Source organism: Streptomyces sp. NPDC088762, from assembly GCF_044750905.1.
GTDB lineage: Bacteria > Actinomycetota > Actinomycetes > Streptomycetales > Streptomycetaceae > Streptomyces.
Genome location: NZ_JBIVKT010000012.1, coordinates 100,963 through 118,894 on the forward strand (window position 1 = coordinate 100,963; position 17,932 = coordinate 118,894).

14 protein-coding genes are annotated in these 17,932 nt (G+C 70.0%); 9 read left to right on the plus strand and 5 right to left on the minus strand.

What is annotated here, in order from left to right; genetic code table 11:
• Positions 1-213: 213 nt before the first annotated feature.
• The 7 genes from ACIP5M_RS25115 to pgi all read left to right on the plus strand — a co-directional run bounded on the left by ACIP5M_RS25115 (position 214) and on the right by pgi (position 9,236).
• Positions 214-3,174, plus strand: coding sequence for a M14 family zinc carboxypeptidase (locus tag ACIP5M_RS25115; RefSeq protein WP_401200857.1), 2,961 nt, complete (start codon positions 214-216; stop codon positions 3,172-3,174).
• 208 nt (positions 3,175-3,382) lie between these two features.
• A complete protein-coding gene (gap, locus tag ACIP5M_RS25120) occupies positions 3,383-4,390 on the plus strand; it encodes a type I glyceraldehyde-3-phosphate dehydrogenase (RefSeq protein ID WP_401200860.1) in 1,008 nt (335 codons plus the stop codon).
• A 141-nt stretch (positions 4,391-4,531) separates the two neighbouring features.
• On the plus strand, positions 4,532-5,743 hold the full coding sequence (locus tag ACIP5M_RS25125) for a phosphoglycerate kinase (protein ID WP_401200863.1): 1,212 nt from the start codon (positions 4,532-4,534) through the stop codon (positions 5,741-5,743).
• A 6-nt stretch (positions 5,744-5,749) separates the two neighbouring features.
• Positions 5,750-6,538 (plus strand): triose-phosphate isomerase, encoded by a 789-nt coding sequence (gene tpiA, locus ACIP5M_RS25130; RefSeq protein ID WP_401200865.1) that lies wholly within the window; start codon positions 5,750-5,752, stop codon positions 6,536-6,538.
• A gap of 143 nt (positions 6,539-6,681) precedes the next feature.
• Positions 6,682-6,912, plus strand: coding sequence for a preprotein translocase subunit SecG (gene secG, locus ACIP5M_RS25135; protein ID WP_374778246.1), 231 nt, complete (start codon positions 6,682-6,684; stop codon positions 6,910-6,912).
• Positions 6,913-7,092: 180 nt separating this feature from the next.
• Positions 7,093-7,428: an RNA polymerase-binding protein RbpA gene (locus tag ACIP5M_RS25140; protein WP_007263454.1), complete on the plus strand. Its 336-nt coding sequence runs from the start codon at positions 7,093-7,095 to the stop codon at positions 7,426-7,428.
• 152 nt (positions 7,429-7,580) lie between these two features.
• A complete protein-coding gene (gene pgi, locus ACIP5M_RS25145; protein WP_401201169.1) occupies positions 7,581-9,236 on the plus strand; it encodes a glucose-6-phosphate isomerase in 1,656 nt (551 codons plus the stop codon).
• Between the two features lie 77 nt (positions 9,237-9,313).
• Here pgi and pgl read toward each other — a convergent pair whose 3' ends face one another.
• From pgl to tkt, 5 genes are all read right to left on the minus strand, one after another.
• A complete protein-coding gene (pgl, locus tag ACIP5M_RS25150) occupies positions 9,314-10,096 on the minus strand; it encodes a 6-phosphogluconolactonase (protein WP_401200867.1) in 783 nt (260 codons plus the stop codon).
• A 295-nt stretch (positions 10,097-10,391) separates the two neighbouring features.
• Positions 10,392-11,432, minus strand: a complete 1,041-nt coding sequence (opcA, locus tag ACIP5M_RS25155; protein WP_401200870.1) for a glucose-6-phosphate dehydrogenase assembly protein OpcA — start codon at positions 11,430-11,432, stop codon at positions 10,392-10,394.
• The gene (zwf, locus tag ACIP5M_RS25160) at positions 11,429-12,955 is read right to left on the minus strand and encodes a glucose-6-phosphate dehydrogenase (RefSeq protein WP_401200873.1); all 1,527 of its coding nucleotides are present in this window, start codon (positions 12,953-12,955) and stop codon (positions 11,429-11,431) included. The genes opcA and zwf overlap by 4 nt, the downstream gene beginning before the upstream one ends.
• A gap of 5 nt (positions 12,956-12,960) precedes the next feature.
• Positions 12,961-14,079, minus strand: a complete 1,119-nt coding sequence (gene tal / locus ACIP5M_RS25165; RefSeq protein WP_401200876.1) for a transaldolase — start codon at positions 14,077-14,079, stop codon at positions 12,961-12,963.
• Between the two features lie 34 nt (positions 14,080-14,113).
• Entirely contained in the window at positions 14,114-16,201 is a 2,088-nt protein-coding gene (gene tkt, locus ACIP5M_RS25170) for a transketolase (protein ID WP_401200877.1), read from the minus strand.
• A gap of 298 nt (positions 16,202-16,499) precedes the next feature.
• Between tkt and ACIP5M_RS25175 the strand changes: the two genes are divergently transcribed.
• Together ACIP5M_RS25175 and ACIP5M_RS25180 are read left to right on the plus strand one after the other, a co-directional pair.
• Positions 16,500-17,441: a heme o synthase gene (locus tag ACIP5M_RS25175; RefSeq protein WP_401200880.1), complete on the plus strand. Its 942-nt coding sequence runs from the start codon at positions 16,500-16,502 to the stop codon at positions 17,439-17,441.
• Between the two features lie 15 nt (positions 17,442-17,456).
• On the plus strand, positions 17,457-17,834 hold the full coding sequence (locus ACIP5M_RS25180) for a hypothetical protein (RefSeq protein ID WP_401200882.1): 378 nt from the start codon (positions 17,457-17,459) through the stop codon (positions 17,832-17,834).
• Positions 17,835-17,932: the final 98 nt, after the last annotated feature.

Genomic DNA, 17,932 nt, shown 5'->3' on the forward strand with positions numbered 1-17,932 from the left:
GGTGCGGGTGGGTGCGCCTGCGCGGCGCTGCTCCCCGCCCCGCCCCTTCTCCGTTTCCCGGGACAGCGCCCCCGGACCCCGCTCCCGGCGGGGCCGGGAGCGCACGGGGCTGAAAGTGCGGAGCCCCGCGGTACGCCCCATTGACACGGGCGTCGGCCGATCGTGAGCCTGGCCCCCGAACGCTTTCGTGGCAGACGACGCCCAGGGGGGCACATGAGGCACCGCGCGAGACTGATCCTCGCCGCAAGCGCACTCGTCTTCGGAACCACACTCGCCGCATTACCCGCCGCGGCGCAGGCCCGGCCCGGCTCCGCCCCGGGCTCCGCACCCGGCGCCGACGAGGTGCGGGTCTACGACGCCGACCTCACCCGGGAGCAGGTCCCGCTCGTCCTCGCCGCGGGCCAGGACGCGCACGAGCTCAGCGAACGAGCCCCGCAGACGGGCACCGCCAAGGTCGAGCTCTTCCTCACCGGCGGCCAGGCCAAGCAGCTCGCCGACCAGGGCGTCAAGCTCGCCGAACGCAGGCTCCCGGCCACGGCCCGCGGCAAGGCCGCCGGCGACGGGGTGTTCCGCCCGTACAGCGGCAAGGGCGGCCTCCAGGAGGAGATCCTCGCCACCGCCCAGGCCAACCCGGCCCTCACCAAGGTCGTCTCCATCGGCAAGACCGTCCGCGGCAAGGACATCCTCGCCCTCAAGGTCAGCAAGGACGCGAGGAAGACCAAGGACGGCGACAAGCCCTCAGTGCTCTACATGTCCAACCAGCACGCCCGCGAGTGGATCACCCCCGAGATGACCCGGCGGCTGATGCACCACACCCTCGACAACTACGGCAAGGACCCGAGGATCACCAGGCTGGTCGACTCCACCGAGCTGTGGTTCCTGCTCTCCGCCAACCCGGACGGGTACGACTTCACGCACGCGCCCGACGGCGAGCGGCTGTGGCGCAAGAACCTGCGCGACAACAACGGCGACGGCAAGATCACCTCCGGGGACGGGGTCGACCTCAACCGGAACTTCGCCTTCAAGTGGGGCTACGACAACGAGGGCTCCTCGCCGGACCAGGCCAGTGAGACCTACCGCGGCCCCAAGGCCTCCTCCGAGCCCGAGACCGTCGCCCTCGACGCCTTCGAGAAGCGCATCGGCTTCGAGTACGCCGTCAACTACCACTCCGCCGCCGAACTGTTGCTGTACGGCGTGGGCTGGCAGGTGGCCACCCCCACCCCCGACGACGTCGCCTACAAGGCGCTCGCCGGCACCCCCGAGAACCCGGCCGTCCCCGGCTACTACCCGCAGGTCTCCTCCGAGCTGTACACCACCAACGGAGAGGCCGACGGCCACGCCTCCAACGTCAACGGCGTCATGATGTTCACGCCCGAGATGACCACCTGCCAGACGGCCTCCGCGATCGACCCGAACGACCGCTGGAAGCCCGAGGACTGCGCCTCCGGCTTCAACTTCCCGGACGACGAGAAGCTCATCCAGGCGGAGTTCGCCAAGAACGTCCCCTTCGCCCTCACGGTCGGCGAGAGCGCCGCGCACCCGGACCGGCCGGCGTCCGCCGTCGGCCTGAGCGCCGCGGACTTCACCCCCGACCCCTTCACCACCTCCTACGCGGCCCGCGGCGAGGACCAGACGGTCTCCGTGACGGCCCGCAAGGCGCTGAAGGACAAGGAGCTCAACTTCCGGATCAACGGTGGCCGCAGGCACGACGAGGCGCTCAAGGCCTGGAAGGGCGGCGAGGTCTACGGCGGCGACGACAACAACTGGTTCGACGAGTACCGGGCCGAGGTGGACGGTACGAAGCCCGGCGACAAGGTCGAGGTCTGGTTCACCGGCCGCGACCGCTCCGGCAAGCAGGTCTCCAGCGAGCACTTCACCTACACGGTGGCCGAGCGGCCGCGCGCGGACGTGCTGGTGATCGCCGAGGAGGGGGCCAAGGCCCGGCACGCCCAGGCCTACGTCGACGCCCTGCGCGCCAACGGCAAGTCCGCGGCGGTCTGGGACGTGGCGACGCAGGGCACCCCGCACCACCTCGGCGTGCTCTCCCACTTCCGTACGGCCGTCCACTACACCGGCGCCAAGACCCCGGGCGGCGACACGCAGCTGGCCGTACGGGACTTCCTGAACGAGGGCGGCAAGCTGATCGAGGCCGGTGAGCTGGCGGGCGGCAACGCCCAGGTCGGCCGCGCCGTGACCGACGACTTCAGCCAGTACTGGCTCGGCGCCTTCGCCCGTACGAGTGTCGGCGGCGCCACCGGATTCACCGGCGCCGGAGCCCTGGCCGGGGCCAAGGGCGGCCTCGGCGACGCCGCCGGCAACCCGCTCAACGCCCCCGGTTCCTACGCGGTGACCTCCGAATCCCTGGCCCCGGCGCAGTTCCCGCAGTTCAAGAGCGCGCAGGCGGGCCAGTTCGCCGGGGTCGTGAACCCGTACGCCCCCTACGCCGGCAGCGGGATGGCCTCGGCCCTGCACACAGACGGCGACTGGAAGCGGCTCACCCGCACCCTCGACCTCACCCAGGTCACGGCCGCGGACAAGCCGCAGCTCAAGTTCGCCCTCAACTGGAACACCGAGCAGGGCTACGACCACGCGGCCCTGGAGGCCCGTACCGCCGGCGGGGACGACTGGACCACCCTGCCGGAAGCGGGCGGGCTGAGCAGCACGGCCGTTCCCGAGGAGTGCGCGGCCGGCTTCTTCGTCAACGGCCACCCCTTCCTGCGCCGCTACCTCACCCTGGAGGGCGGCGGCTGCACCCCGACGGGCACCAGCGGGGCCTGGAACACCTTCACCGGCTCCTCCGACGGCTGGAAGCAGGTCTCCTTCGACCTGAGCGCCTACGCCGGCAAGCAGGTCGAGGTCTCGCTCGCCTACATCACCGACCCGGGCTCCGGCGGCCGCGGGGTCTTCGCGGACGAGGCGCGTCTGTCCGTCGGCGGGGCCGACCAGGCGGTGGAGGGCTTCGAGACCTCCCTCGGCGTCTGGACCGCGCAGGGCGCACCTGCCGGAAGCGCGGAGGTCCCGGGCGATTGGTCCCGGTCGGGCGAGCTGTTCAAGTCCTATGCGGCCGTCACTACCCGTGACACCGTCCTGCTGGGCTTCGGCCTGGAACACCTGCCGGCCGCGGCGGATCGTGCCGTACTCGTCGGTAGGGCGCTGCGCGCCCTGAACCGCTGACCAGCGGCCCCCTCGCCGCTCACCCTGAGTAACGCAGAGCAAGGTCCCCGGGGTCCCGTATCGGCCGTCCGGTATGGGGCTCCGGGGTGTGTCAGGCCCCGGTCGATGTCACTCAAAAGCTCACGGAGAGGTAGGGTCATAAGCGGTCGGGGACATCCCATACAGCTCGCCGGCGCTCTTACCGGCGCACCAACGAGGAGATCGGTTCGTGACGATCCGCGTAGGCATCAACGGTTTTGGCCGCATTGGCCGCAACTATTTCCGGGCGCTCCTGGAGCAGGGAGCGGACATCGAGATCGTCGGTGTCAACGACCTGACTGACAACGCCACCCTGGTGCACCTTCTCAAGTACGACACGATCCTGGGCCGCCTCAAGCACGAGGTCTCCCACACCGCCGACACCATCACGGTGGGCGGCAACACCTTCAAGACCTTCGCCGAGCGTGACCCCGCGAACCTCCCCTGGGGCGAGCTGGGTGCCGACATCGTCATCGAATCGACCGGCATCTTCACGAAGAAGGCCGACGCCGCCAAGCACATCGCGGCCGGTGCCAAGAAGGTCCTCATCTCGGCTCCGGCCAAGGACGAGGACATCACGATCGTGATGGGTGTCAACCAGGACAAGTACGACGCGGCCAACCACCACGTCATCTCCAACGCCTCCTGCACCACCAACTGCGTGGCGCCGATGGCCAAGGTCCTCGACGAGAACTTCGGGATCGTCAAGGGCATGATGACGACCGTCCACGCCTACACGAACGACCAGCGCATCCTGGACTTCCCGCACTCGGACCTGCGTCGCGCCCGCGCCGCCGCCGAGAACATCATCCCGACCTCCACCGGGGCCGCCAAGGCCACGGCGCTGGTCCTCCCGCAGCTGAAGGGCAAGCTGGACGGCATCGCCATGCGCGTCCCGGTCCCCACCGGCTCGGTCACCGACCTGGTCCTCGAGCTCTCCCGCGAGACCACCGTGGAAGAGATCAACGCGGCCTTCCAGAAGGCCTCCGAGGGGCAGCTGAAGGGCATCCTCGACTACACCGAGGACGCGATCGTCTCTTCCGACATCGTGAACTGGCCCGCGTCCTGCACCTTCGACTCCTCCCTGACCATGGTTCAGGAGGGTACGCAGGTCAAGGTCGTGGGCTGGTACGACAACGAGTGGGGCTACTCCAACCGTCTCGTCGACCTCACGGTCTTCGTCGGTGGCCAGCTCTAAGGTCGCCCCGGTTCCAAGGCAAGGCACCACGATGTGAGCACAGGGTCCGGCAGCGCGACGAAGCGCCGCACGGGCCCTGTTGCTTGCCTCGTTCTCCCTTCCTCGCCCTTCGAGTGAAGGGCTCACAAGGAGTAGAAACACATGAAGACGATCGACGAACTGCTCGCCGAAGGCGTCAAGGGCAAGCGGGTCTTCGTCCGCGCGGACCTCAACGTCCCGCTGGCCGACGGCACCATCACCGACGACGGCCGCATCCGCGCCGTGCAGCCGACCATCGCGAAGCTCGCCGAAGCCGGCGCCCGCGTGGTCGTCGCCTCGCACCTGGGCCGTCCCAAGGGCGCCCCGGACCCGGCCTTCTCCCTCGCCCCGGCCGCCGGGCGACTCGGTGAACTGCTCGGCACGGAGGTAGCGTTCGCCACCGACACCGTCGGCGCCTCCGCCAAGGAGACCGTCGCCGCCCTCACCGACGGCCAGGTGGCCGTCATCGAGAACCTGCGCTTCAACGCCGGTGAGACCGCCAAGGACGACGCCGAGCGCGGCGCCTTCGCGGACCGGCTCGCGGAGCTCGCCGACATCTACGTCGGCGACGGCTTCGGCGCCGTCCACCGCAAGCACGCCTCGGTCTTCGACCTCCCCGCGCGCCTCCCGCACGCGGCCGGCTACCTCATCGCCACCGAGGTCGGCGTCCTGAAGAAGCTGACCGACGAGGTCAAGCGCCCGTACGTCGTCGTCCTCGGCGGAGCCAAGGTCTCCGACAAGCTCGCCGTCATCGACCAGCTCCTCGGCAAGGCCGACCGCATCCTCATCGGCGGCGGCATGGCGTACACCTTCCTCTACGCCAAGGGCTACGAGGTCGGCATCTCCCTGCTCCAGAAGGACCAGGTGGACGTCGTCAAGGAGTACATGGCGCGCGCCGAGAAGAGCGGCGTCGAGCTGGTCCTCCCCGTCGACATCCTGGCCTCGGCGGACTTCCCCGACCTCAAGGGCAAGACCCCGGCCCAGTACGTCACCGTCGACGCGGACAAGATCCCCGCCGACAAGGAGGGTCTGGACATCGGTCCCAAGACCCGTGAGCTGTACGCGTCGAAGATCGCCGACGCGGAGACCGTGTTCTGGAACGGTCCCGTGGGCGTCTTCGAGCACCCCGACTACGCCGGTGGCACCACCGCCATCGCGCAGGCCCTCGTCGACAGCAGCGCCTTCACCGTCGTCGGTGGCGGCGACTCGGCCGCCGCCGTGCGCACGCTCGGCTTCGACGAGAACGCTTTCGGCCACATTTCCACCGGTGGCGGCGCCTCCCTCGAATACCTCGAGGGCAAGACGCTCCCCGGCCTCGCCGCCCTGGAGGGCTGACCCCTAATGACTGCTGTCGAGACCGGCCGCACCCCGCTGATGGCGGGCAACTGGAAGATGAACCTCAACCACCTCGAGGCCATCGCCCACGTCCAGAAGCTCGCCTTCGCCCTCAACGACAAGGACTACGACGCCGTCGAGGTCGCGGTCCTGCCGCCCTTCGTCGACCTGCGCTCGGTCCAGACCCTGGTCGACGGCGACAAGCTGAAGATCAAGTACGGCGCCCAGGACATCTCGGCGCACGACTCCGGCGCCTACACCGGTGAGATCTCCGGCCCGATGCTGGCGAAGCTGAAGTGCACGTTCGTGGCCGTCGGCCACAGCGAGCGCCGCCAGTACCACGGCGAGACCGACGAGCTCTGCAACGCCAAGGTCAAGGCCGCCTTCAAGCACGGGATCACGCCGATCCTCTGCGTCGGCGAGGGCCTGGACGTCCGCAAGGCCGGACAGCAGGTCGAGTACACGCTGGCGCAGCTCGACGGCGGCCTCAAGGACGTCCCGGCCGAGCAGGTCGAGTCCATCGTGATCGCGTACGAGCCGGTCTGGGCCATCGGGACCGGCGAGGTCGCCACCCCCGAGGACGCCCAGGAGGTCTGCGGGGCGATCCGCGGCCGCCTCGCGGAGCTGTACTCGCAGGAGCTGGCCGACAAGGTCCGCATCCAGTACGGCGGCTCGGTGAAGGCCGGGAACATCGCGGCGATCATGGCCCAGCCCGACGTCGACGGCGCCCTGATCGGCGGCGCGGCGCTGGACGCCGACGAGTTCGTGAAGATCGTCCGCTTCCGCGACCAGTAGGCACCACAGTGAGTATGCGGTAGGACGGATCCGTCGTACCCTTGCGGGGGCCGGAGGCTGGACACCAGCCACCGGCCCCCGCGTCACTTCGCAGCACAGCCGGAAAGTCCTGAAAAGCCAGAAAGTAGGAATCAGCCGTGATTATGGGGTTCTCGATCGCCCTGATCGTCTTCAGCGCCCTGCTGATGCTGCTCGTGCTGATGCACAAGGGCAAGGGCGGCGGCCTTTCCGACATGTTCGGCGGCGGCATGCAGTCCTCGGTCGGCGGTTCCTCCGTCGCCGAGCGCAACCTGGACCGCATCACCGTCGTGGTCGGTCTGCTGTGGTTCGCCTGCATCCTGGCGCTCGGCCTCCTGATGAAGTCGAGCAGCTGACCGTTCTGGCCATTCCGGCAGTCCGGTGGGCAACGCCCGGCCTATCATGAGGTCCGCCGTCCAAGACTGGAATCAGTAACTCCGGTCACTGGACGTGCGTTGGGCCTTACGTAGACTTGGGCGCCCGCGGCGGAAATTCCACTCAGGCTCCGCGGCACCATCACGCAGGGAGTTACGACCGTGGCAAGTGGCAACGCGATCCGTGGTAGCCGGGTCGGAGCGGGGCCGATGGGTGAGGCCGAGCGCGGCGAGTCCGCGCCCCGCCTGCGCATCTCCTTCTGGTGCTCGAACGGGCACGAGACGCAGCCGAGCTTCGCCAGCGACGCGCAGGTGCCGGACACCTGGGACTGCCCGCGCTGCGGGTTCCCGGCCGGCCAGGACCGGGACAACCCGCCGGCGCCGCCGCGTACGGAGCCGTACAAGACGCACCTGGCGTACGTGCGCGAGCGGCGTACGGACGCCGACGGCGAGGCGATCCTCGCCGAGGCACTCGCCAAACTGCGCGGCGAGATCTGAAGTCCGCCCGGCACGTGTGACGTGAGGCCCGGTCGCACAGGAGTCCTCTCCTGTGCAACCGGGCCTCTTTGTGTGGGTTGTGCCGCTTCAGATCCCTTAGGTTGGGAAGTGGCGGGGCACGACAGGACGGAAGAAACGGGTTGATGTCCGAGATGAACGCAGACAGCCGTACGAAGCTCAACCGGACCGCTGAGTGGTTGGCACTCGGCAAGCACCGGGAGGAATTCGGGCAGACGCATCTGCGGGAGCTGTTCGAGGAGAATCCGGGCCGCGGTACCGGCTACACGCTGCGGGTCGGGGACCTGCACATCGACTACTCGAAGCACCTCGTGACCGACGAGACGCTGAGGCTGCTGCGCGAACTGGCGGCGGCGACGGGCGTGGCCGAGCTGCGCGAGGCGATGTTCCGCGGCGAGAAGATCAACACCACCGAGGACCGGGCGGTCCTGCACACCGCCCTGCGCGCACCGAAGGACGCCGTCGTCGAGGTGGACGGCGAGAACGTCGTCCCCGGCGTCCACGCCGTCCTCGACAAGATGGCCGCCTTCTCCGACCAGGTCAGGTCCGGGGCGTGGACCGGCTTCACCGGACGCCGCATCAGGAACCTCGTCAACATCGGCATCGGCGGCTCCGACCTCGGTCCGGCGATGGCCTACGAGGCCCTGCGCGCCTTCACCGACCGGGCCCTGACGGTGCGCTTCGTGTCCAACGTGGACGGCGCGGACCTCCACGAGGCCGTCCGGGACCTGGACCCCGCCGAGACGCTGTTCATCATCGCCTCCAAGACCTTCACCACGATCGAGACCATCACCAACGCCGAATCGGCGCGGGAATGGCTGCTGGCGGGGCTGGGCGGCGACCAGGCGGCCGTGGCACGGCACTTCGTGGCGCTGTCCACCAACGCCGAGAAGGTCACCGGGTTCGGCATCGACCCGGCCAACATGTTCGAGTTCTGGGACTGGGTCGGCGGCCGCTACTCCTTCGACTCGGCCATCGGGCTCTCCCTGATGATCGCGATCGGCCCGGACGCCTTCCGGGAGCTGCTCGGCGGCTTCCACGCCATGGACCGGCACTTCCGCACGGCGCCGCCGGAGGAGAACGCCCCGCTGCTGCTGGGCCTGTTGGGCATCTGGTACGCAGCCTTCTTCGACGCACAGTCGCACGCGGTGCTCCCGTACAGCCACTACCTCTCCCGCTTCACCGCGTACTTGCAGCAGCTGGAGATGGAGTCCAACGGCAAGTCCGTGGACCGCGACGGCAATCCGGTGGAGTGGCAGACCGGACCGGTGGTGTGGGGCACGCCCGGCACCAACGGCCAGCACGCCTACTACCAGCTCATCCACCAGGGGACGAAGGTGATCCCCGCCGACTTCATCGGCTTCGCGCACCCGGTCGCGGAGCTGGGGACCGCCCTGGCGGCCCAGCACGACCTGCTGATGGCGAACTTCTTCGCGCAGACGCAGGCGCTGGCCTTCGGCAAGACGGCGGAGGAGGTACGGGCGGAGGGCGCTCCGGAGTCACTGGTTCCGCACAAGACCTTCCAGGGGAACCACCCCACGACGACCATCCTGGCGACCGAGCTCACCCCCGCGGTGCTGGGGCAGTTGATCGCGCTCTACGAGCACAAGGTGTTCGTCCAGGGCGCGGTGTGGAACATCGACTCCTTCGACCAGTGGGGCGTGGAGCTCGGCAAGGTTCTCGCCAAGCGGGTCGAGCCGGCGCTGACGGAGGGCGCTGACGTGCCGGGCCTGGACGCCTCCACGAAGGCCCTGGTGGCCACGTACCGGAAGCTGCGCGGCCGCGGCTGACGGTCCTTCGCCCACGGACGGCAGAGCGCCCCGCACCTCGAAGGTGCGGGGCGCTCCGCCGTGCGTGCCGGTACGGATCAGGCCGAGGCGGGCGGGTACATCCCGGAGGGCAGCTTGGCCGCCGCCGCGCGGTCCAGGAGCCACAGGGTGCGGGAGCGGCCGTACGCCTCCGCGGCCGGGGCCTGGACGCCGCCGGCGCCGCCGAGCGCGATGGCCACCGCGCCTGCCTTGTCCTCGCCGGCCGCCAGCAGCCAGACCTCGCGGGCCGCCCGGATGGCCGGCAGGGTCAGCGAGATACGGGTCGGCGGGGGCTTCGGGGAGCCGTGCACACCGACCACCGTGCGCTCGGTCTCGCGCGCCGCCGGGTGCTCCGGGAAGAGGGAGGCCACGTGCGTGTCCGGGCCCACGCCCAGCATCAGCACGTCGAAGCGGGGGACCGGGCCGTGGTCCTCCGGGCCGGCCGCGCGCGCCAGCTCGGCCGCGTAGGAGGCCGCGGCCGCGTCCACGTCGGTCCCGTACGGGCCGTCAGAGGCGGGCATCACGTGGACCCGGGCGGGGTCCACGGGCACGGAGTCCAGCAGGGCCGCACGGGCCTGGGTGTGGTTGCGCTCGGGGTCGTCGGCGGGGACGTACCGCTCGTCGCCCCACCAGAGGTCCAGCCGGGCCCAGTCGACGGCGTCCCGGGCCGGGGCGGCGGCGAGCGCCGCGAGGAGGCCGTTGCCGTTGCGTCCGCCGGTGAGGACCACGGACGCGGTGCCGCGGGCCGTCTGTGCGTCCACGATCTTCGTGATGAGCCGGGCTGCCGCGGCCTGGGCCATCAGCTCTTTGTCCCGGTGGACGACGACCTGGGGAGTCGTCATACCCATGTGCTGCCGCCTTTTGTGTGGTTCCGGGTGAGGTGGTGCGGGGTGCGGGATGCGGGTGCCGCTGCGCGGAGCCGTCCCCGCCCCGCCCTTTCTCCGTTTCCCGGGGCTCCGCCCCGGACCCCGCGCCTCAAACGCCGGCGAGGCTGATTTCAGCCCGCCCGGCGTTTGAGGGCACGGGCGCGAAGCGCACGTACGGGGGTCGGGGGCGGAGCCCCCGGGAGCGGCGGCCGGGGTCGCAAGCCCAGGTTTCGGGAAGGGGCGGGGTGGGGGAAAGCCCCGCAGGGCAGGGTTACTTGGCCGTCGCCTTCTTGGCCGGCTTGGGGGCCGGCTTCGGGGCGGCGGCCTCGGCCGCCTCGGCCTCGGCCGGAGCAGGCTCGGGCGCAGCGGCCGGAGCCGGGGCCCCGGACGGGCCCAGGCGGGTGACGCCGAACTTCAGCGAGGCCTCGTACGTGTTGTCCGGGTCCAGGCGGCGGAGTTCCTCCGCCAACAGCTCGGCCGTGTCGCGGCGCTTCAGCGCCACCGCACGGTCGGGCTGCCCCGGCATGCACAGCGTGGCCAGCGCCCCGTCGGCCCGGTCCAGGACGATCGCGCCGTCCTTGGTCTCCAGACGTACGGCCGTGAGGCCCGGGCCCGAGGACAGGGTCCGCTGGACGGGGACGCCGAGCCGGTCCGCCAGCCACATGGCCAGCAGTTCGCAGCTCGGGTTCTCGTCCTCGCCCTCGACGACCGCCGAGACCACCGACACCCGCTGCTGGTCCAGCGCGGCCGCCAGCATGGAACGCCACGGGGTGATCCGGGTCCAGGACAGGTCCGTGTCCCCGGGGGCGTAGGCCGCCGCCCGCTTGGCGAGTGTCCCGATCGGGTCCTCGCAGGAGTACGTGTCCGTGATCCGTCGCTGGCCCAGCGCACCCAGCGGGTCGCCCGCCAGGTCCGAGGGGGCGCCGTCCGGCCACCAGACGACCACGGGGGCGTCCGGGAGGAGCAACGGCAGAACCACCGACTGGGCGTGGTCGACCAGTTCGCCGTGCAGGCGGAGCACAACCGTTTCGCCGGTGCCGGAGTCCGCCCCGACGCGGACTTCCGCGTCGAGACGGGCGTCGCGGCGGCTGCGCGGCGAGCGGCTGACCCGCTTGATGACGACGACGATCCGCGAGGGGTGTTCGTGGGACGCGTCGTTCGCCGACTTGAGCGCGTCGTACGCGTTCTCCTCGTCGGTCACGATCACCAGCGTGAGGACCATGCCGATGGCCGGCGTGCCGATGTCCCGGCGTGCCTGCACCATCGCGGCATTGATCTTGCTGGAGTTGGTCTCCGTGAGGTCGATCTTCATGGCCGGCGCCAGCTCCGTCCGTCTCGTGCGAGCATCTCGTCCGCCTCGACCGGCCCCCAGGTGCCCGCCGGGTACTGCGCGGGCTTGCCGTGCTTGTCCCAGTACTCCTCGATCGGGTCGAGGATGTTCCAGGACAGTTCGACCTCCTGGTGGCGCGGGAAGAGGTTCGCGTCGCCCAGCAGCACGTCCAGGATCAGCCGCTCGTACGCCTCGGGGCTCGACTCCGTGAAGGACTCGCCGTAGGCGAAGTCCATCGTCACGTCCCGGACCTCCATGGAGGTGCCCGGGACCTTGGAGCCGAAGCGGACCGTGACGCCCTCGTCCGGCTGGACCCGGATGACCAGGGCGTTCTGCCCCAGCTCCTCGGTCGCGCCCGACTCGAACGGCAGGTACGGGGCGCGCTTGAAGACCACCGCGATCTCCGTCACCCGGCGGCCCAGGCGCTTGCCGGTCCGCAGGTAGAAGGGGACGCCCGCCCAGCGGCGGTTGTTGATCTCCAGGCGGATGGCCGCGTAGGTGTCGGTCTTCGACTTGGGGTCGATGCCGTCCTCTTCGAGGTACCCGACGACCTTCTCGCCGCCCTGCCACGCTGCCGCGTACTGACCGCGCACCGTGTGCTTGCCCAGGTCCTCCGGCAGCTGCACCGCCGTCAGGACCTTCAGCTTCTCGGCCACCAGCGCCTTGGGGTGGAAGGAGCCGGGCTCCTCCATCGCCGTCAGCGCGAGCAGCTGCAGCAGGTGGTTCTGGATGACGTCGCGGGCCGCGCCGATGCCGTCGTAGTAGCCGGCCCGGCCGCCGATGCCGATGTCCTCGGCCATGGTGATCTGCACGTGGTCGACGTACGACCGGTTCCAGATCGGCTCGAACATGGTGTTCGCGAAGCGGAGCGCCAGGATGTTCTGGACGGTCTCCTTGCCGAGGTAGTGGTCGATCCGGAAGACCTCGTCACGCGGGAAGACCTCGTGGACGACCTTGTTGAGTTCCTCGGCGCTCTTCAGGTCGTGGCCGAAGGGCTTCTCGATGACGGCACGCCGCCAGGAGCCCTCCTTCTGCGCCAGACCGTGGTTCTTGAGCTGCTGGACCACCTTTGGGAAGAACTTCGGAGGCACGGACAGGTAGAAGGCGAAGTTGCCGCCCGTACCCTGCGCCTTGTCGAGCTCGTCGATCGTCGCCTTCAGCGTCTCGAACGCGGCGTCGTCGTCGAAGTCGCCCTGGACGAAGCGGCAGCCCTGCACCAGCTGCTGCCACACCTCCTCCCGGAAGGGGGTGCGCGAGTGCTGCTTGACGGCCTCGTACACCTCCTGGGCGAAGTCCTCGTGCTCCCATTCACGGCGGGCGAAACCGATCAGCGAGAAGCCCGGCGGCAGCAGCCCCCGGTTCGCCAGATCGTAGATCGCCGGCATCAGCTTCTTGCGCGACAGGTCACCCGTAACGCCGAAAATGACCAGGCCGGACGGCCCCGCGATGCGCGGGAGCCGCCGGTCCTGTGCGTCACGAAGCGGGTTCGCTCCGTTTACAGACAAGGTGTTCAGGCCTCCGTGGGGGCGAGGCGCTCGAGCTCCGCCTCGGTCGACTTCAGCAGGTCGTTCCAGGACGCCTCGAACTTCTCGACGCCCTCGTCCTCGAGCAGCTGCACCACATCGTCGTACGAGATGCCCAGCTTCGCGACCGCGTCGAGCTCGGCGCGCGCCTGCTCGTAGGTGCCGCGGACGGTGTCGCCCGTGATCTGCCCGTGGTCGGCGGTGGCCTCGAGGGTGGCCTCGGGCATGGTGTTCACCGTGTTCGGGGCGACCAGGTCGTCCACGTACAGGGTGTCCTTGTACGCCGGGTCCTTGACGCCCGTCGAGGCCCACAGCGCACGCTGCTTGTTGGCGCCGACACGCTCCAGGGCGCTCCAGCGGTCCGAGGAGAAGACCTCCTCGTACGCCTCGTAGGCCAGACGGGCGTTGGCGAGCGCCGCCTTGCCCTTGAGGGCCTTCGCCTCGTCGGTGCCGACGGAGTCCAGGCGCTTGTCGATCTCGGTGTCCACGCGGGACACGAAGAAGGAGGCGACCGAGTGGATCAGGGAGAGGTCCAGGCCGGCGGCCTTGGCCTTCTCCAGACCCGCCAGGTACGCGTCCATGACCTCGCGGTAGCGCTGCAGCGAGAAGATCAGCGTGACGTTGACGCTGATGCCCTTGCCGATGACCTCGGTGATCGCCGGCAGGCCGGCCTTGGTCGCCGGGATCTTGATGAGCGTGTTCGGGCGGTCCACCAGCCAGGCGAGCTGCTTGGCCTCGGCGACGGTCGCCGCGGTGTCGTGGGCCAGGCGCGGGTCGACCTCGATCGACACGCGGCCGTCCTGGCCGTCGGTGCGGTCGTAGACCGGGCGCAGGATGTCGGCGGCGTCGCGGACGTCCGCCGTGGTGATCATGCGCAGGGCCTCCTCGACGGTGACCCGGCGGGTCGCGAGGTCGGTGAGCTGCTGCTCGTAGCCCTCGCCGCCGCTGATCGCCTTCTGGAAGATCGCCGGGTTGGTGGTGACACCGACCACGTGCGACTGGTCGATGAGCTCCGCCAGGTTGCCCGACGTGATGCGCTTGCGGGACAGGTCGTCCAGCCAGATCGCCACGCCCTCGTCGGAGAGGCGCTTGAGTGCGTCTGTCATGGGAAATGCATCTCCTACTGGTCTTGTACCGGCGTCAGCGGGCGGCGGCGGAGAGGGAGGACTTCGCGGCGGCGGTCACGGCCTCGGCGGTGAAGCCGAACTCGCGGAACAGCACCTTCGCGTCCGCGGATGCCCCGAAGTGCTCCAGCGACACGATCCGGCCCGCGTCGCCCACGTAACGGTGCCAGGTCAGGCCGATGCCCGCCTCGACGGCGACGCGCGCCTTGACGGAGGGCGGCAGGACGCTGTCCTTGTACGCCTGGTCCTGCTCCTCGAACCACTCGACGGACGGCATCGAGACGACCCGGGTGGGGATGCCCTCGGCCTGCAGCTGCTCGCGGGCCTCGACGGCCAGGTGCACCTCGGAGCCGGTGCCGATGAGGACGACCTCCGCGGGACCGCCCTCGGCCTCGAACATCACGTACCCGCCCTTGGCGGCGTCCTCGTTGCGCTCGTAGGTCGGCACTCCCTGGCGGGTGAGCGCCAGGCCGTGCGGGGCGCCCTTGCCGAACACCTTGGTGTGGCGCTTGAGGATCTCGCGCCAGGCGACGGCGGTCTCGTTGGCGTCGGCCGGGCGGACCACGTTCAGGCCCGGGATGGCGCGCAGCGAGGCCAGGTGCTCGACCGGCTGGTGCGTCGGGCCGTCCTCGCCGAGGCCGATGGAGTCGTGCGTCCACACGTACGTCACCGGCACGTGCATCAGCGCGGACAGGCGGACGGCGTTGCGCATGTAGTCGGAGAACACCAGGAAGGTGCCGCCGTAGATGCGGGTGTGGCCGTGCAGGGCGATGCCGTTCATGGCCGCGGCCATGGCGTGCTCGCGGATGCCGAAGTGGATGGTGCGGCCGTACGGGTCGGCCTCCGGCAGCGGGTTGCCCACAGGCAGGAACGAGGAGTCCTTGTCGATGGTGGTGTTGTTGGAGCCGGCCAGGTCGGCCGAGCCGCCCCACAGCTCCGGGATGACCGCGCCGAGCGCCTGGAGCACCTTGCCGGAGGCGGCACGGGTGGCGACGCCCTTGCCGGCCTCGAAGACGGGGAGCTTGTCCTCCCAGCCCGCGGGCAGCTCGTTGGCGTTGATGCGGTCGAACTCGGCGGCGCGCTGCGGGTTGGCGGTGCGCCAGGCGGAGAAGTCCTTCTCCCACGCGGCCTTGGCCTCGCGGCCGCGGTCGAGCGCCTTGCGGGTGTGGGCGATGACCTCGTCGGAGACCTCGAAGGTCTGCTCCGGGTCGAAGCCGAGGACGCGCTTGGTGGCCGCGACCTCGTCGTCGCCGAGCGCCGAGCCGTGCGCCGCCTCGGTGTTCTGGGCGTGCGGGGCCGGCCAGGCGATGATCGAGCGCATCGCGATGAAGGAGGGGCGCTCCGTCTCGGCCTTGGCGGCCTGGAGGGCGGCGAACAGCGCCTTCGGGTCGAGGTCGCCGTTCTCCTGCTGCGCGACGCGCTGGACGTGCCAGCCGTACGCCTCGTAGCGCTTGAGGGTGTCCTCGGAGACGGCCGTCTCGGTGTCGCCCTCGATGGAGATGTGGTTGTCGTCCCACAGCAGGACCAGGTTGCCGAGCTTCTGGTGGCCGGCCAGCGCGGACGCCTCGTGGGAGATGCCCTCCTGGAGGCAGCCGTCACCCGCGATCACGTAGATCATGTGGTCGAACGGGGAGGAGCCCTGGGGGGCCTCCGGGTCGAACAGGCCGCGCTCGTAGCGGGCGGCCATGGCCATGCCCACGGCGTTGGCGATGCCCTGGCCCAGCGGGCCGGTGGTGGTCTCGACGGCGGCCGTGTGGCCGTACTCCGGGTGACCGGGGGTCTTGGAGCCCCAGGTGCGGAACGCCTTGAGGTCGTCCAGCTCCAGGCCGAAGCCGCCCAGGTAGAGCTGGGTGTAAAGAGTGAGGGACGAGTGCCCCGCGGAGAGCACGAAGCGGTCGCGGCCGACCCACTCATGGTCCGCCGGGTCGTGCCGCATCACCTTCTGGAAGAGGGTGTACGCGGCGGGGGCCAGGCTCATCGCCGTACCGGGGTGGCCGTTTCCGACCTTCTGGACCGCGTCGGCGGCCAGGATGCGGGCGGTGTCGACGGCCCGCTGGTCCAGTTCGGTCCACTCGAGCTCTGTGGTGGTCGGCTTGGTGCTCACCGTGGGTCAGGGCTCCTCTCCACATGTTTGTTTTCCGGTGACGAACGGTGCACCGGCGCGATTCCGAGCCTACCCCCGCAACGGCGTGCAGCTATTCGAGTGCCCACAGTCCGTCACTGCGTCGGCAGCCGGTGTTCACCTGACCACCCGGTCCGATCGGCCCAACACGAAGCGACCCCGGCGCGGGGCGACGTAAGCGCAACGTCTAGAGTGGCGTGGTACGTGCAAGCCTTGACCGGGCGCCCATTCCTTGTGTGGCCTGAGTCGGGGCTTGCTGGATTCTCTGTCAGGGGTGTGCGTGACGGCCGTCGAATCCCGTCCAGCGGGGGTGCTCGGGACGAGCCCCGGTCACCGGCCGTTCGGGGCCCGGGCAATGGCTTTCGTGGCTTTGACCAAGCCTCGGATCATCGAACTTCTGCTGATCACCACAGTGCCGGTGATGTTCCTCGCCGAGCAGGGCGTGCCGTCCCTGTGGCTGGTCCTCGCCACCTGCTTCGGTGGCTACCTGTCGGCGGGCGGCGCCAACGCGCTGAACATGTACATCGACCGCGACATCGACGCGCTGATGGACCGGACCTCGCAGCGCCCGCTGGTGACCGGCATGGTCAGCCCGCGGGAGTGCCTGGTCTTCGGCATCACCCTCGGTGTGGTCTCCACCCTCTTCTTCGGCCTGCTGGTCAACTGGCTGTCGGCCGCCCTCGCGCTCGGCGCGCTCCTCTTCTACGTCGTGATCTACACGATGCTGCTGAAGCGGCGCACCGCCCAGAACATCGTCTGGGGCGGGATCGCGGGATGCATGCCGGTGCTCATCGGCTGGTCGGCCGTCAAGGACGAGGTCTCCTGGGCCGCGGTCATCCTCTTCCTCGTCATCTTCTTCTGGACGCCGCCGCACTACTGGCCGCTGTCGATGAAGGTGAAGGACGACTACGCGCGTGTCGGCGTGCCGATGCTGCCGGTCGTGGCGGGGAACAAGGCCGTCGCCCGTCAGATCGTCCTCTACAGCTGGGTGATGGTGGCCGTCTCGCTGCTGCTCACCCCGCTGGGTTACACCGGCTGGTTCTACACGGCGGTCGCGCTGCTGTCGGGCGGCTGGTGGCTGTGGGAGGCGCACGCGCTGCACGCGCGGGCCAAGGCGGGCGTGACGGGCGCGAAGCTCAAGGAGATGCGCCTGTTCCACTGGTCGATCACCTACGTGTCGCTGCTCTTCGTGGCCGTGGCCGTGGATCCCTTCCTCCGTTGATTACTCGCCGGTAGCATGCCTTCCATGGCAGACACCGCAGACAGCGCAGACTCCGCAGGCACCGCAGCCGCCGCGGAGAAGAAGCAGGACCGTACGGCGGCCAAGCTGGCCAAGCAGATCGGCGCGTTCGCCCGGAAGCACGGCGGCGCCGAGGGCCAGCTCGCCCACATCGGGCAGGCCGGCACCCGCATCGTGCTCGTCGGCACGGACGGCGGCTGGGGCGACCTGGTGGCCCCGGACTTCGCCGTGGCGCAGCTGGCCGCCGAGAAGGCCGGGCTCACCCTCCACGAGGAGTTCGACGGGGAGTTCGCCGCGCGCGTACGGACCGGCCCGTACGAGTGGACGCGGATGGCGGGCATCCAGCTGGGCGGCCCCGAGAACCCGGCGGCCTGACCCTCCCGTACCCGGGCGGCCGCTCGGTCAACAGCGCGAGCAACACCTCGCACCCCGCTCACCCGTTAGGACGTGTGGAAGCCCCTTCCTCACGTCCG

Bases quoted from the DNA above. Each gene is read 5' to 3' on its own strand.
- ACIP5M_RS25115 (WP_401200857.1), top strand. From the start codon at position 214: ATGAGGCACCGCGCGAGACTGATCCTCGCCGCAAGCGCACTCGTCTTC.
- ACIP5M_RS25125 (WP_401200863.1), top strand. From the start codon at position 4,532: ATGAAGACGATCGACGAACTGCTCGCCGAAGGCGTCAAGGGCAAGCGG.
- tpiA (WP_401200865.1), top strand. From the start codon at position 5,750: ATGACTGCTGTCGAGACCGGCCGCACCCCGCTGATGGCGGGCAACTGG.
- secG (WP_374778246.1), top strand. From the start codon at position 6,682: ATGGGGTTCTCGATCGCCCTGATCGTCTTCAGCGCCCTGCTGATGCTG.
- pgi (WP_401201169.1), top strand. From the start codon at position 7,581: ATGAACGCAGACAGCCGTACGAAGCTCAACCGGACCGCTGAGTGGTTG.
- pgl (WP_401200867.1), bottom strand. From the start codon at position 10,096: ATGACGACTCCCCAGGTCGTCGTCCACCGGGACAAAGAGCTGATGGCC.
- opcA (WP_401200870.1), bottom strand. From the start codon at position 11,432: ATGAAGATCGACCTCACGGAGACCAACTCCAGCAAGATCAATGCCGCG.
- tal (WP_401200876.1), bottom strand. From the start codon at position 14,079: ATGACAGACGCACTCAAGCGCCTCTCCGACGAGGGCGTGGCGATCTGG.
- ACIP5M_RS25180 (WP_401200882.1), top strand. From the start codon at position 17,457: ATGCCTTCCATGGCAGACACCGCAGACAGCGCAGACTCCGCAGGCACC.